The sequence below is a fragment of the Cryobacterium sp. TMT2-17-1 genome, from assembly GCF_004402765.1.
Taxonomy (GTDB): Bacteria; Actinomycetota; Actinomycetes; order Actinomycetales; family Microbacteriaceae; genus Cryobacterium; species Cryobacterium sandaracinum.
Map to the genome: position 1 here is coordinate 53,947 of NZ_SOGC01000039.1, position 13,091 is coordinate 67,037.

Here is a 13,091-nt window from a genome sequence, read left to right on the forward strand (position 1 = left end):
TCCCCTTGTGGGTCGGCATCGGATCGGTGTCAGTAGATGTAGGCATATCAGAATTAGTCTATCAACCGGCTCGGGGCAGGTGATCCCGGCCCAGTCCCGCGACGGCCCGGGGCAACACGGGCACTGAGTATGCTTGACCCTGATGTCTAGCCCTCTCCTCGAGTCCACGGTAGTGGTCACAGTCACCTACAATTCGAGCTCCCACCTGCCGAAATTCCTCGACTCGGTGCGGACCAGCGAGGACCTTCAGCTCACCGTGATCGTGGCCGACAACCACTCATCAGACCTCGAGGCTACAACGCACATCGTCCGGCTACAGGGCGCGCGCCTGCTGGCCCTGGGCGAGAACCGGGGCTATGGCGGTGCCATCAATGCGGCAATCTTGTCCCTGCCACCCCACGTCACGTCGATCCTGATCTCGAATCCGGATGTCGAACTCAGCCATGGCGCGACCAGTGCACTGCTCGCTGAGCTGGCGGCTGATCCTCTCGTAGGCTCGGTCGGACCGAGAGTCCTCAACTCCGACGGCACCACGTACCCGTCCGGGCGAGAGCTTCCCTCGCTCCGAACCGGCGTGGGTCATGCGCTCTTCGCCCGCATTTGGCCCGCCAACCCGTGGAGCCGCTCCTACCGGGCCGAGCGACAGGGTTCCGACGTGCGGCGAGCCGTCGGCTGGCTGTCCGGTTCCTGCCTCCTCGTCCGTCGCACCGCGTTCGAGGAGCTGAACGGATTCGACGAGGGTTTCTTCATGTACTTCGAAGACGTCGATCTGGGCTACCGGCTGGGAAAGGCGGGGTGGAAGAACATCTACACGCCCGAAGCGTCGGTCGTGCACACCGGTGCGCACTCGACCAGCACCGAGTCCGGCAAGATGGTGCGCGCCCACCATGACAGCGCGTACCGCTACCTCGAGAAGAAGTACTCGGCTCCCTACCTGGCTCCCGTGCGCTGGGCGCTCAGGCTCGGCCTGGCGGTGCGGGCCCGCGTCTTGGCCCGCACCGGCCGGCTCGGCTGATCAGTCGTTCGTGGCGATGAGCCCGGTCAGATAACGCCCGTATCCGCTCTTCTGGAGCGGCTCCGCCAGCGTCTCGAGTTCGGAATTCGAGATCCAGCCGGCTCGCCAGGCGATCTCCTCAATGCAGCCGACCTTGAATCCCTGGCGGTCTTCGATCACGCGCACGTACTCGGATGCTTGCATCATTGACTCGAACGTGCCGGTGTCCAGCCACGCCGTGCCCCGGTCGAGAACCTGAACGTGCAGGTTGCCCTGGGCGAGGTAGCGCTCGTTGACGGTGCTGATCTCGAGTTCGCCGCGCGCGCTGGGCTCGATGGTCTTCGCGATCTTGACAACCGAATTGTCATAGAAGTAGAGGCCGGGAACCGCGTAGTTGCTCTTCGGCTTCGTCGGCTTCTCCTCGATCGACAGCGCGGTCATGCTGTCGTCGAATTCCACCACGCCGTAGGCGGTGGGATTGCTCACGTGGTAGGCGAAGATCCGGGCGCCCACCAGATGGGCGTTGCCGCGCAGGGCCGAACCCAGCCCGGCACCATGGAAGATGTTGTCGCCGAGCACGAGAGCGACGCTCTGGTCCCCGATGAATTCCTCACCGATGATAAATGCCTGGGCGAGCCCGTCCGGCGACGGCTGGGAGGCGTACTCGATCCGCAGGCCGAGGTGAGACCCGTCGCCGAGCAGCGCCCGGAACTGGTCGTTGTACTCGGGAGTGGTGATGATCAGGATCTCGTTGATGTCCGCCATCATCAGCGTCGACAGGGGGTAGTAGATCATCGGCTTGTCGTAGATGGGCATCAGCTGCTTGGAGATGGCCTTGGTAATGGGCCACAGCCGGGTGCCGGAACCGCCGGCGAGGATGATTCCGCGCATTGTTACTTTCCTTCGTTCAGGGAGGTGTAAAAAGCCCGGGCGTCAGCCCAGGTGGGCAGCAGGCCGTTGGCGGCGGCTTCGGTCAGGCTCGGGGCATCCGTGTCCTTCGGAGACAGGAGCAGTTCGCCGGCTTCGGGCGGGAAGACCAGGCCGATGTCGGAGTCGAGCGGGTTGATGCCGTGTTCGCGTCCCGGATTGAAGGGCGCGGTCACGAGGTAGCTGACCGTGGCATCGTCGGTGAGTGCCACGAAGCAGTGGCCGAGGCCCTCGGCGATGTAGATCGCTCGACGGTCGGTGTCGTCGAGCAGAACACTGTCCCACTGGCCGAACGTCGGGGACCCCACGCGGATGTCGATGACGAAGTCGAGCACCGCGCCGTGCGTCGCCGTGACATACTTCGCCTGGCTCGGCGGGATGTCGGCGAAATGGATGCCGCGCACGGAACCGCGCTTGGACACCGACGTGTTGGCTTGGGCGATGTCGAGGCGGTGCCCGATCGTCTCCTCGAGACGGTCGAAGCGGTACCACTCGAGGAAAACTCCCCGGTTGTCTCCGAACTGCTTCGGAGTGATTTCATAGGAATCGGGGATGGAGAGTTCGCGAATCTTCACCGAGTAAGCCTACCAAGCGCGTTCCGGTAGAATCGCGGGGGCACTTTCATCAAACGGAACGGTTACCTCCATATGAAGATCCTCGTCACCGGCGGAGCCGGTTTCATCGGCTCGAACTTTGTTCGGCGCACCCTCGAAGACGCCTACCCGGGCCTCGAAGGAGCCGAGGTCGTCGTGCTCGACGCCCTCACCTACTCGGGCAACCTCGAGAACCTGGCCCCCGTCGCCGGGTCTCCGCGTTACTCGTTCGTGCACGGCGACATCCGTGACGCCGCACTGCTCGACGAGCTCTTCCCTTCTCTCGACGCCGTGGTGCACTTCGCCGCCGAGTCCCACGTGGACCGCTCGGTGCGCGACGCGTCGATCTTCGTCGAGACGAATGTGCTCGGCACGCAGCAGCTGCTCGACGCGGCGCTCCGCCACGACCTGGCCCGGTTTGTGCACGTCTCCACCGACGAGGTCTACGGCTCCATCGCCGAGGGATCGTGGAACGAGGAGCGCGCGCTGGAGCCGAACTCCCCCTACTCCGCGTCGAAGGCCGGCAGCGACCTGCTCGCGCGCAGCTACCACCGCACGCACGGTCTGAATATCTCGATCACGCGCTGCTCGAACAACTACGGGCCGTACCACTTCCCGGAGAAGGTCATCCCGCTGTTCGTCACCAACCTGATCGACGACTTGCACGTTCCCCTCTATGGCGAGGGAAACAACATCCGTGACTGGCTGCACGTGGACGACCACACTCGCGCCATCGCGATGGTGCTCGTCGGCGGCCGCGCCGGTGAGATCTACAACATCGGCGGCGGCACCGAGCTGACCAATAAGGAGCTCACGCAGATACTGCTCGACTCCACCGGCAAGGACTGGTCCTACGTCGACCGCGTCGCCGACCGCCTCGGCCACGACCTGCGCTACTCCGTGGATATCTCGAAGATCCAGGCCGAACTCGGCTACGCGCCCCTGGTTCCGTTCGAGCAGGGGCTCGCGGACGTCGTGCAGTGGTACCGCGACAACCGCACCTGGTGGGAGCCGCTCAAGGCCCGTGCGGCATTGAGCTGATGACCCGCTATCTGATCACCGGCGCGGCCGGGATGCTCGGACGCGACCTGCAGGCCGCGCTCGCCGGCCGCGACGTCACAGCGTTCGACCGCACCGAGCTGGACATCACCGACCGGGCCGCGGTTCTGGCTCAGGTCGTCGGCTACGACGTCATCATCAACGCCGCCGCATACACGCAGGTGGACGACGCCGAGACGAATGAGGATGCCGCGTACGCGATCAACGCGACCGGCCCCCACAACCTGGCGCTGGCCGCATCCGCCACCGGGGCGAAGCTCGTGCAGATCTCCACCGACTACGTGTTCGACGGCAGCGCCACCGCACCCTACGCGGAGGACACCGAGATCGACCCGATCTCCGCCTACGGCCGCACCAAGGCCGCCGGCGAGGCGTTCGTAATGCAGGAACACCCGGCGGGCAGCTACATCGTGCGCACGGCCTGGCTCTACGGCCAACACGGCCCGAACTTCCCCAAGACCATGCTGAAGCTGGCTGCAGCCCGCGACACCCTCAGCGTCGTCGACGACCAGGTCGGTCAGCCAACCTGGACCGCCGACCTGGCCGCGCAGATCGTCACCCTGCTCGATTCCGACGCGCCCGCCGGCATCTACCACGGGACCAGCTCCGGCGTGACGAGCTGGTTCGGCTTCGCCCAGGCCGTCTTCGCCACGGCCGGCCTTGACCCTGAACGGGTCACTCCGACCGACAGTTCGCAGTTCGTGCGCCCGGCCCCCCGGCCCTCGTATTCGGTGCTCGGCCACGATGCCTGGGCTGCCGCCGGGCTGTCCCCCATTCGCGACTGGCGCGAGGCTCTGGCCGCGGCGGCCGAGCAGGGGATCTTCGCGGACCAATGACCACACTGAGAGTCGTCCTGGACCAGATGATTGCACCGGTCCCGGGTGGCATCGGGCGTTACACCGAAGAGCTGACCCGGGCCCTGATCGCGGCGGCGCCGGCCGGTTGCGACGTCGAAGGAATCGTGTCGTCATCGTCGGCCGAGCACTACGCCAGGGTCGAAACGTCCCTGCCGGGTCTGGGCAGTCTGCACAAGACCACGTTGCCGCGGCGCGAGCTCACGGCGGCCTGGCAACTGGGCATCGCCAACAGTTCCGGGTCGGGCATGATCCATGCCCCCTCCCTGCTGGCGCCCCTGCGCAAGCACAGCATCGTCAACGACGGCACCCAGGTGACCGTCACCATTCACGACGTGCTGGCCTGGACGCATCCGGAGGCGCTCACTCCGGCGACCGTCGCCTGGACGAAGGTCATGGTCAAACGCGCCCGCAAACACGCGGATGCGATCGTGGTCCCCAGCCACGCCGTGGCCCACCAGCTCGCGAACATCGTCGACCTCGGCGACCGCGTGCGGGTGATCGGCGGCGGAATCGGCAGCGGCCTCCGCCTTCCGTCGAACTCCTCCGCGACGGAGAGCATCGCGGAACGCCTGGCGTTGCCGAACGAGTACATCGTCACCGTCGGCACGCTCGAGCCGCGGAAGGCCATCACGGCGCTGATCACCGCCCTGGGCCTGCCGGGAGCGCCGGATCTCCCGCTGATCGTTCTGGGACCGGCCGCCTGGGGTGAGCTCGACGTGGCATCCGTCGCCGACGAGGCCGGCCTCCCGTGGGGCCGGGTGCGCGCCCTGAACGGGCTGACCGACGAAGAGTTGGCCGTGGTCATCTCCCGGGCGGCCGTGTTCGTCTACCCCAGCCGGGAAGAAGGCTTCGCCGGGCCGATGATCCAGGCGTTTTACCTGGGCACCCCGGTCGTGCATTCGGACGCCCCGGCCCTGGTCGAGGCCGCCGGCGACGCGGGGCTGGTCGTCGAGCGTGAGGATGCATCCGGGTACCCCGAGCGACTGGCTGCGGCCGTCACCCAGGTGCTGAGCGACACCACTCTCGCAAACCGGCTGCGCATCTTCGGTAGCGATCGAGCCCAGGCCTTCACCTGGCGCGATTCCGCCGAGCGCATCTGGCTGCTGCACGCGGACCTGTAACAGCACCACCGAATCCGGGGCCGTTCGACCGACCCTGGACCCAACCGGCCCTACGGGGCCGGTTCCGCCGTGGGCGGCGGAACCAGGGCGGCTTCGATCAGGCTGCGGATGACGTCGTAATCGGGATCCTCCGGGTCGACGTCGTTTTCCGGCACCAACTCGACGGACTGGATCGGCAGCGCCTTCGTCTTCGACGCCAGGTGCGTGAAATAGCCGAGCATGCCCTGAGGGATGTCGGTCTTCACGACCTGGCTGCCGGCCGATGCAACCGCCTGGAACTTCGTCAGCACGTTGGCGGGGCTCGCCTGCTGCAGGATCGCCTCCTGCACCTGCCGCTGCCGCACCATCCGGTCGTAGTCGCTCGTGTCATGGCGTGAGCGCGCGTACCAGAGGGCGTGGTACCCGTCCATGTGCTGCCTGCCGGGCTCGAACCAGAAGGCAACCTCGGTGAAGGTCTCGTCGGTATGCACGGGGACACGGTGGTCGACGTTGATGTCGACTCCGCCGAGCGCGTCGACGAGGTCGGAGAATCCCTGCATGTCGATCAATACGTAGTACTGGATCGTCAGCCCGGTCACGCCCTGGGCCGCGTCGCGCATGCCTTCGATGCCCGGTTCGCTGCCGCTGCCGACAGCATCCGGGTACATCTCCGGACTCTTCACCTCCACCTCGGTGTAGATCGAGTTCAGCATGCACGCGGAGACCTCACAGCCGTCGATCGATCCGTACCCTTCCGGGTACAGGTCGGCGAGTGGCCCCGCAGAGAACGGCACGTCCTCCAGGTTGCGCGGCAAGCCGATCATGCTGGCCTGGCCGGTCTCCGCATCGATGCTGACCACGGAGATGCTGTCGGGGCGTAGACCCTCACGGTCGGGGCCGGCGTCGCCGCCGAGCAGCAGGATGTTGTAGCGGCCGTCGGAGGGCGGCTCCGTCGGGCCTGCCACGAAGACCGAGGAGAGGAACCCGCTGGCCGTCGTGGCCACGTACGCGCCGTACCCGGCCGTGCCGACCACGCCCACCATCAGCACCGTCGCGAGCCCGGCGATGATCGGGCGGGCCTTGGGGGTGGCGCGCACGAGGCGCACGAGGCGCAGCGTGTCCAGGGACAGGATCAGCCAGACCACACCGGAGAAGGCCAGCAGCAGGGCGGCCGCCCACAGGCCGATCGAGTTGGTGAACACGGTCAGAGCGACGGCAGGCCAGAGAGTGTAGACGACCCCCACGACCACCGCGAGGGCGAGCAGCGTGAGCGTCATGCCGAGGCCGAACCGGCCGAGCCGACGGTTGCCGGCCAGCACCTGCGCGGAGCCGGGCAGCACGAAGTTGAGCACGACGAGCCACCAGGCCCGTTTGGTCATGATCGGGGCGGACCCGAGATCCGGATGCCGGATCGGCGTGCGTGCACTGATCATAGTTTTGCTTGGAGGTCCAGGTTCTTCTGCTCGACTTGTGCGGCGAGCATCTCCCGATAGCCGAGCAGCTTGACCCGCAGGGAGTCGTCGGCGATGGCGAGGACCTTGACGGCGATCAGGCCGGCGTTGCGTGCTCCGCCGATGGAGACGGTGGCCACGGGCACCCCGGCCGGCATCTGCACGATCGACAGGAGCGAGTCCAGGCCGTCGAGCCGACCCAGCGGAACGGGCACGCCCACCACCGGCAGGGTGGTCACGGCCGCGAGCATGCCGGGCAGGTGGGCGGCGCCGCCGGCGCCGGCGATGATCACCCGGATGCCGCGCGCATGGGCGCTCTGGCCGTAGGCGATCATCTTCTCCGGGGTGCGGTGCGCGGAAACGACCTGCACCTCGAAGGGAACGTCGAAGTCGCGCAGGAGTTGCGCCGCGTCGCTCATCACCGGCCAGTCGGAATCGGAGCCCATCACGACGCCGACCAGCGGCACCAGGGCGGTTTCGCGCGGGGCGGTCTCGAGCTCAGGGTTGTCTGTCACGCAGTCGATCCTATTTGGTCAGTCCTGAAAAACTGCCGCTGCGGCCCGCGCCTGGTACGCGACGAGGTCCAAATCGTCCCCACCGACGGTCACGTGGCCGACCTTGCGCCCCGGCCGGGGGTCCTTGCCGTAGGTGTGCACCTTGGCGGCCGGGTAGGCCTCGAACGCGGTCGGGTAGCGCGCGGACAGGGGCTCCGACGCCGGCCCGCCGAGGATGTTGACCATGACCGTCCACGGGTCCCTGACGTCGGTCGCCCCGAGGGGAAGGTCGAGCACGGCGCGCAGGTGCTGCTCGAACTGGCTCGTCGTCGACCCCTCGATCGACCAGTGGCCGCTGTTGTGTGGGCGCATCGCCAACTCGTTGACCAGGATGCGCTCATCCGTCGTCTCGAACAGTTCGACGGCCAGCATGCCGGTGGCGCCGATGCCCTCGGCGATGCGCACGGCGATGTCGGCGGCGGCCCGGGCCAGCCTGCCCTCGGACTGGGGTGCGGGCGCGATGACCTCGGCGCAGACGCCGCCCTGCTGCACGGTCTCCACCACGGGCCAGAGCGCGATCTGGCCGGACGGGCGTCGCGCGACCAACTGGGCGAGCTCGCGACGGAACTCGACCAGCTCCTCCACCAGGAGGGCGCCGTCGTTGCCGTCTTCGGCGAGCGCGGCGAACCAGTCGTCGGCCTCGTGCTCGTGGGTGACCAGCCGAACGCCCTTGCCGTCGTAGCCGCCGCGGGCCGTCTTGACGACCCCGCGACTGTTGTGCGCGGCCAGGAACGCGCCCAACTCAGCGGCGTTCTCGACCCGCGCCCAGTCGGGCACGGGCAGACCCAGCTCACTCAGGCGCTGACGCATCAACAGCTTGTCCTGGGCGAAGAGCAGCGCGTCGGGGCCCGGGTGCACGGCCACGCCCCTGGCCACGAGCTCGCGCAGGATCCCCTGCGGCACGTGCTCGTGGTCGAACGTGACGACGTCGACGGTGTCGGCGAAGGCCAGCACCACGTCTCGGTCGCGGTAGTCGCCCACCTGCACCGCGGCCAGGTCGGCCGACATACCCTCGTTCTCGGCCAGCACCCGGATCCGGATGCCCAGGTTGACGGCCGCCGGAATCATCATCCTGGCCAACTGGCCGCCGCCGATAACGCCCACAGTCGTGTTCATCGCTCCACCAATTCCTTGGTACCGGTCATTGCCGGTACGGGTTCTCTCAGGCTGCAGGCTGGACCTCGCCGTAGACTCGGGTTCTCGACCTCTATCTTTGCCCATCATCCGGAGGGATGCATGCCGAGTACACAGCGCCGGTCAGCACGGCTTCTGGCCTTCGCCCACCAACTCGGCAAGTTCGGGGCTGTCGGCCTCGTCGGTTTCGTCGTGGACTTCACGGTCTTCAACCTGCTGCGCACCACGGTCTTCGACCCCGCCGTGGTGGAGTCCGGACCGATCTACGCCAAGGTCGTGTCGACCACGCTGGCCATCATTGTGAACTGGATCGGCAACCACTTCTGGACCTTCGGGGCCAACCGCCAGTCGCGCACGTTGCGCGAGGCGGCCGAGTTCTTCGCGGTCAGTCTCGTCGGCATGGCCATCGGCCTCGTCTGCCTCTGGGTCAGCCGCTACGGGCTCGGCTACACCAGCCTGCTCGCCGACAACATCTCGTCGAACGTGATCGGGCTGGGGCTGGGCTCGGCCTTCCGTTTCGTGCTCTACCGGCACTGGGTGTTCTCCCCGCGGCGCGCGGCGACGGCCGACTCGGAGCGGGCGCTGGCTGCCTAGCGGGAGCCCCAGCGCGCGGTCTCGTCGGCGAGTGCTGACTGTTCCTGGCGGCGCAAGCCCATCAAGGTATGCGAGGACTCCATCAGGTCGTGCAACACCTGTTGCACCAGGGTGGCGTTGGGCACGTCTTTCAAGACGAGCGGATGCTCCAGCCCGGCGTTGATCAGAACGTCACCCGAGTGGGCCAGCGACTGCAGCCAGTTCTGGCGCACCGTCACGTCGTAGCCGCGGCTGTGCAGCAATTCCTGGCGGGTGCGCACGAAGAATCCGTGCCGGAAGATGATGCGCCGGGTGGTGATCGTGTAGCGGTTGTTCAGCCACGACATCAGCGGCAGTAGCCAGAGCAGCAGCACGAGGGCGGCCGCGGCAGCCAGCAGCGCGATATTCTGCCACGGCTCCGGCAGGGAACCGTAGAAGTACCCGGTGGCCGCGGAAATGGCCAGCAGCGCCAGGGTGGGCCAGAACAGGATTCGGGCGTGCGGCCGGAGCCCGGCCACGACCGACTCGGCCGGGGGAAGCACCTCCGCCGCCGCGAAGCCCGCTGTCTTTGTCATAATCTATTAATACCGCAGGTGGGTGACATCCCCGGCGGCGACAGCCTGCAATTCGCCGCTCGCCTGGTCTTCGACGATGAGCCGGCCGCTCCGGTCGAGCGCAATCGCGGTGCCGACCAGGTCGGTGCCACCGGGCAGTTCCACCCGCACGACCCCGCCGAGTGTGCCGCACGCTTCGGTCACCGCGCGCAAAAGCCCGCTTTGGACCGGGTCGCCCTCCGCGTCGAGGAAGGCCCGGGTGAGCTGCCGCAGTTCGGTGAGGTAGCGGGCGAGCACGGCATCCGGATCGGGGGCCGAACCGGTCACCAGCAGCAGCGACGTCGAGGTGAGCGTGGGCAGGTCGTGCTCGTCGAGGGACACGTTCAGGCCGGCGCCGATAACCAGCCCCTGCGCGCCGGGCAGCAGCTCCGAGAGGATGCCCGACACCTTGTAACCGTCGATCAGCACGTCGTTGGGCCATTTCAGGGTGACCTCGTGTCGGGGCGCCTCCTCGCCGGGTTCGTCCACCCGGGCTGCCAGGCTCGCCTCGACGACCGCGCGCACGGCCCGGGTCATCGCGGCTCCGGCGAGCAGGGGGAACCAGCCGAAGTGGTCGATCGGGAGCGGGGCGGCCGAGGCCCTCGGGCGGAGCAGCACCGAGATGGCGAGCGACTTTCCGGTGGGGGCGAGCCAGGTGCGACCCAGTCGGCCGCGACCGCGAGTCTGGTTGTCGGTGACGACCGTCGACAGGTCGGGCCAGGCTGCGGCATCCTCGCCCGCAGTGTGGGCGACGAGCACGTCGTTCGTCGACCCGGTCTCGGGCAGGTACTCGAAACGCGGCACGACCTCGCGGCTGAGCGGAAACTCCATCTGGTTCTCTCTCCCTGTGGCTAACTCCTGTAATTCTGGCGAATACGAGCGCAAATGGCACAATTCCGGCCCGAATCCGCCAATCCTCAGGAGTTGGCCACAGGAAGGCAGACGCACCCGACCAGCAAACCGGCCGGTTTTTGTAGACAATCGTCAACGATCGGGAGCAGGGGCTGGCCGGTAGAGTGAACCGCGTGACTGAGAACTCGCCCCTTGCGGGCCCCGACCTGTACACGACGGCTGGAAAGCTCGCCGACCTCAAGCTGCGCTATCACGAAGCCGTGACCGCCAGCGGCGAGGCCGCGATCGAGAAACAGCACGCCAAAGGCAAGATGACCGCGCGGGAACGCATCGACCTGCTGCTCGACCAGGGCTCCTTCGTCGAGATCGACGAGTTCGTGCGGCACCGCACGCACGCATTCGGCATGGAGAAGAAGCGGCCCTACGGCGACGCGGTCGTCACGGGCACCGGCACCATCCACGGCCGCCAGGTCTGCGTCTACTCGCAGGACTTCACCATCTTCGGCGGCTCGCTCGGCGAGGTTGCCGGCGAGAAGATCATCAAGGTGATGGACCTTGCCCTCAAGACCGGGGTGCCCATCATCGGCATCCTCGACTCCGGCGGAGCGCGCATCCAGGAGGGCGTCGTCGCCCTCGGCAAGTACGGCGAGATCTTCCGCCGGAACACGGCCGCGTCAGGCGTCATCCCGCAGATCTCGATCATCTGCGGCCCCGCCGCCGGCGGCGCCGTCTACTCCCCTGCCCTGACCGACTTCGTGATCATGGTCGACAAGACCAGCCAGATGTTCGTCACCGGCCCCGACGTGATCAAGACCGTCACGGGCGAAGACGTCGGCATGGAAGAGCTCGGCGGCGCGCTCACGCACAACACGATCTCCGGTGTGGCGCACTACCTGGCCAGCGACGAGCCCGACGCCCTCGACTACGCCCGCACCCTGCTCAGCTTCCTGCCGGACAACAACCTGGCCGACCTGCCCGTCTTCGACAGCGACATCGAGCTCGAGACGACGGATGGCGACCGGGGCTTGAACACGATCATCCCCGATTCCGCGCACCAGCCTTACGACGTGAAGACCGTGATCGAGCACATCGTCGACCACGGCGACTTCCTCGAGACGCAGCCGTTGTTCGCCCCGAACATCGTCGTCGGCTTCGCCCGCGTCGAGGGACGCTCGATCGGCATCGTCGCCAACCAGCCCAACGCCATGGCCGGCACGCTGAACATTCCGGCCGGCGAGAAGGCCGCCCGGTTCGTGCGTTTCTGCGACGCGTTCTCGATTCCGATCCTCACCCTGGTCGACGTGCCTGGCTTCCTTCCCGGCACCGACCAGGAGTGGACCGGAATCATCCGCCGCGGCGCCAAGCTGCTTTACGCCTACGCGGAGGCGACAGTGCCTCTGGTCACCGTCATCCTGCGCAAGGCCTACGGCGGCGCGTACATCGTGATGGGCTCCAAGCAGCTCGGCGCGGACATCAACCTGGCCTGGCCGACCGCGGAGATCGCCGTGATGGGCGGCCAAGGCGCCGTGAACATCCTGTACCGTGCCGAGATCAAGAAGGCCGAAGCAGCCGAGGAGGATGTTGCCGCCGTGCGCACCCGGCTGGCCAACGAGTACACCTACAACGTGGCGAGTCCGTTCCTGGCGGCCGAGCGCGGCGAACTGGACGGCATCATCGAGCCGGCCACGACCCGCGTCGCGGTGACCAAAGCCCTGCGCGCCCTGCGCACCAAGCGAGCGAGTCTGCCGCCCAAGAAGCACGGGAACATTCCGCTGTAGGCGGGTGCTATGACCGATTCATCGAATGTTACGAGCGCCCCGAGCGCCCCGAGCTCAGCCGAGGAGACCGAGTCTGCGTCGCCCGAGGTTCCCCCGGTGCCCGGGCTGCGTTTCCTGGCCCGCGGCGTCTCCCCCACCGAGGCGGCCGCCGTGTCGGCCGTGCTGCACGGCCTGGTGCGCGAGGAGGGCGACAACCTGCGCCAGGCGCCGGTGCGCGGCCAGAGCGCGTGGCAGCGCAGCCAGCGCAGTGTCCGGGTGGCTCTGACCCCCGGCGCAGGCCGCTGGCGCGGATTCTCGGCCTGACCCTTCGGTTCCCAACCGTCGGGGGCTCCCGGTCCCCCTAAATGCCGACTTTTTTTACCGAACCGGTTCGACCAGTATTGGCAGTGCTCGGTGATGCTCTTAAGAGTTCACGACTAAAGCCCGTCGACTAGGGTAAGCAGTCGGGTTTTGGGGGCGCGTCAGGGTGACATTCGGGTTGTCGCCCTGGCACGAAAGTCGAAAGGGATCAACCACGGTTGGTCCCTTTCGCATTTGCCGGCGTGGCCCGGGCGTAACCCCGTCTCGAACGAATTCGACGGAGATTTTGAGGGAAACGGCCCCAAACACTCCGAAAAAGTGGTTGC

The 13,091-nt window shown here is 67.2% G+C and carries 14 protein-coding genes; 7 read left to right on the plus strand and 7 right to left on the minus strand.

All coding sequences use genetic code 11. The annotated features are described in order from the left end of the window. Positions 1-142 precede the first annotated feature (142 nt). Positions 143-1,015 (plus strand): glycosyltransferase family 2 protein, encoded by an 873-nt coding sequence (locus E3O47_RS11120; protein WP_134420547.1) that lies wholly within the window; start codon positions 143-145, stop codon positions 1,013-1,015. On the opposite strand, the gene rfbA is transcribed toward E3O47_RS11120, so the two are convergent. Beyond that, a complete protein-coding gene (gene rfbA / locus E3O47_RS11125) occupies positions 1,016-1,885 on the minus strand; it encodes a glucose-1-phosphate thymidylyltransferase RfbA (protein WP_134420549.1) in 870 nt (289 codons plus the stop codon). 2 nt (positions 1,886-1,887) lie between these two features. Further along, the gene (gene rfbC, locus E3O47_RS11130; protein WP_134420551.1) at positions 1,888-2,496 is read right to left on the minus strand and encodes a dTDP-4-dehydrorhamnose 3,5-epimerase; all 609 of its coding nucleotides are present in this window, start codon (positions 2,494-2,496) and stop codon (positions 1,888-1,890) included. A 72-nt stretch (positions 2,497-2,568) separates the two neighbouring features. On the opposite strand from rfbC, the gene rfbB reads away from it, so the two are divergent. Genes rfbB through E3O47_RS11145 form a run of 3 tightly spaced genes read left to right on the plus strand, consistent with a single transcriptional unit; the run spans position 2,569 to position 5,551 of the window. Continuing rightward, positions 2,569-3,555: a dTDP-glucose 4,6-dehydratase gene (gene rfbB / locus E3O47_RS11135; RefSeq protein WP_134420553.1), complete on the plus strand. Its 987-nt coding sequence runs from the start codon at positions 2,569-2,571 to the stop codon at positions 3,553-3,555. Beyond that, positions 3,555-4,409, plus strand: coding sequence for a dTDP-4-dehydrorhamnose reductase (rfbD, locus tag E3O47_RS11140; protein ID WP_134420555.1), 855 nt, complete (start codon positions 3,555-3,557; stop codon positions 4,407-4,409). Before rfbB ends, rfbD begins: the two co-directional genes overlap by 1 nt. After that, positions 4,406-5,551 carry a glycosyltransferase family 1 protein gene (locus tag E3O47_RS11145; protein ID WP_134420557.1) on the plus strand — a complete coding sequence of 382 codons (1,146 nt, stop codon included), beginning with the start codon at positions 4,406-4,408 and terminating at the stop codon, positions 5,549-5,551. Before rfbD ends, E3O47_RS11145 begins: the two co-directional genes overlap by 4 nt. A 50-nt stretch (positions 5,552-5,601) precedes the next feature. Here E3O47_RS11145 and E3O47_RS11150 read toward each other — a convergent pair whose 3' ends face one another. From E3O47_RS11150 to E3O47_RS11160, 3 genes are all read right to left on the minus strand, one after another. Continuing rightward, positions 5,602-6,960: an LCP family protein gene (locus tag E3O47_RS11150; protein WP_134420581.1), complete on the minus strand. Its 1,359-nt coding sequence runs from the start codon at positions 6,958-6,960 to the stop codon at positions 5,602-5,604. Then, positions 6,960-7,427 (minus strand): 5-(carboxyamino)imidazole ribonucleotide mutase, encoded by a 468-nt coding sequence (gene purE / locus E3O47_RS11155; RefSeq protein WP_104100370.1) that lies wholly within the window; start codon positions 7,425-7,427, stop codon positions 6,960-6,962. Before purE ends, E3O47_RS11150 begins: the two co-directional genes overlap by 1 nt. A gap of 87 nt (positions 7,428-7,514) precedes the next feature. Continuing rightward, the gene (locus tag E3O47_RS11160; protein ID WP_104100328.1) at positions 7,515-8,651 is read right to left on the minus strand and encodes a 5-(carboxyamino)imidazole ribonucleotide synthase; all 1,137 of its coding nucleotides are present in this window, start codon (positions 8,649-8,651) and stop codon (positions 7,515-7,517) included. A gap of 120 nt (positions 8,652-8,771) precedes the next feature. Between E3O47_RS11160 and E3O47_RS11165 the strand changes: the two genes are divergently transcribed. Further along, a complete protein-coding gene (locus E3O47_RS11165; RefSeq protein ID WP_134420559.1) occupies positions 8,772-9,263 on the plus strand; it encodes a GtrA family protein in 492 nt (163 codons plus the stop codon). Here E3O47_RS11165 and E3O47_RS11170 read toward each other — a convergent pair. Next, positions 9,260-9,817 carry a PH domain-containing protein gene (locus E3O47_RS11170; protein ID WP_233191317.1) on the minus strand — a complete coding sequence of 186 codons (558 nt, stop codon included), beginning with the start codon at positions 9,815-9,817 and terminating at the stop codon, positions 9,260-9,262. The genes E3O47_RS11165 and E3O47_RS11170 overlap by 4 nt on opposite strands. Positions 9,818-9,823: 6 nt before the next feature. Continuing rightward, on the minus strand, positions 9,824-10,666 hold the full coding sequence (locus E3O47_RS11175) for a biotin--[acetyl-CoA-carboxylase] ligase (protein ID WP_104100330.1): 843 nt from the start codon (positions 10,664-10,666) through the stop codon (positions 9,824-9,826). 194 nt (positions 10,667-10,860) lie between these two features. On the opposite strand from E3O47_RS11175, the gene E3O47_RS11180 reads away from it, so the two are divergent. Both E3O47_RS11180 and E3O47_RS11185 read left to right on the plus strand, forming a co-directional pair. Next, positions 10,861-12,465, plus strand: a complete 1,605-nt coding sequence (locus tag E3O47_RS11180; protein ID WP_134395251.1) for an acyl-CoA carboxylase subunit beta — start codon at positions 10,861-10,863, stop codon at positions 12,463-12,465. Positions 12,466-12,474: 9 nt separating this feature from the next. Beyond that, entirely contained in the window at positions 12,475-12,768 is a 294-nt protein-coding gene (locus E3O47_RS11185) for a hypothetical protein (protein ID WP_241973049.1), read from the plus strand. Positions 12,769-13,091: the final 323 nt, after the last annotated feature.

What these genes read in the sequence shown, in the direction of transcription:
- E3O47_RS11120 (WP_134420547.1), top strand. Translation starts at nt 143, where the DNA reads ATGTCTAGCCCTCTCCTCGAGTCCACGGTAGTGGTCACAGTCACCTAC.
- rfbA (WP_134420549.1), bottom strand. Translation starts at nt 1,885, where the DNA reads ATGCGCGGAATCATCCTCGCCGGCGGTTCCGGCACCCGGCTGTGGCCC.
- rfbB (WP_134420553.1), top strand. Translation starts at nt 2,569, where the DNA reads ATGAAGATCCTCGTCACCGGCGGAGCCGGTTTCATCGGCTCGAACTTT.
- rfbD (WP_134420555.1), top strand. Translation starts at nt 3,555, where the DNA reads ATGACCCGCTATCTGATCACCGGCGCGGCCGGGATGCTCGGACGCGAC.
- E3O47_RS11145 (WP_134420557.1), top strand. Translation starts at nt 4,406, where the DNA reads ATGACCACACTGAGAGTCGTCCTGGACCAGATGATTGCACCGGTCCCG.
- purE (WP_104100370.1), bottom strand. Translation starts at nt 7,427, where the DNA reads ATGGGCTCCGATTCCGACTGGCCGGTGATGAGCGACGCGGCGCAACTC.
- E3O47_RS11160 (WP_104100328.1), bottom strand. Translation starts at nt 8,651, where the DNA reads ATGAACACGACTGTGGGCGTTATCGGCGGCGGCCAGTTGGCCAGGATG.
- E3O47_RS11165 (WP_134420559.1), top strand. Translation starts at nt 8,772, where the DNA reads ATGCCGAGTACACAGCGCCGGTCAGCACGGCTTCTGGCCTTCGCCCAC.
- E3O47_RS11170 (WP_233191317.1), bottom strand. Translation starts at nt 9,817, where the DNA reads ATGACAAAGACAGCGGGCTTCGCGGCGGCGGAGGTGCTTCCCCCGGCC.
- E3O47_RS11175 (WP_104100330.1), bottom strand. Translation starts at nt 10,666, where the DNA reads ATGGAGTTTCCGCTCAGCCGCGAGGTCGTGCCGCGTTTCGAGTACCTG.
- E3O47_RS11185 (WP_241973049.1), top strand. Translation starts at nt 12,475, where the DNA reads ATGACCGATTCATCGAATGTTACGAGCGCCCCGAGCGCCCCGAGCTCA.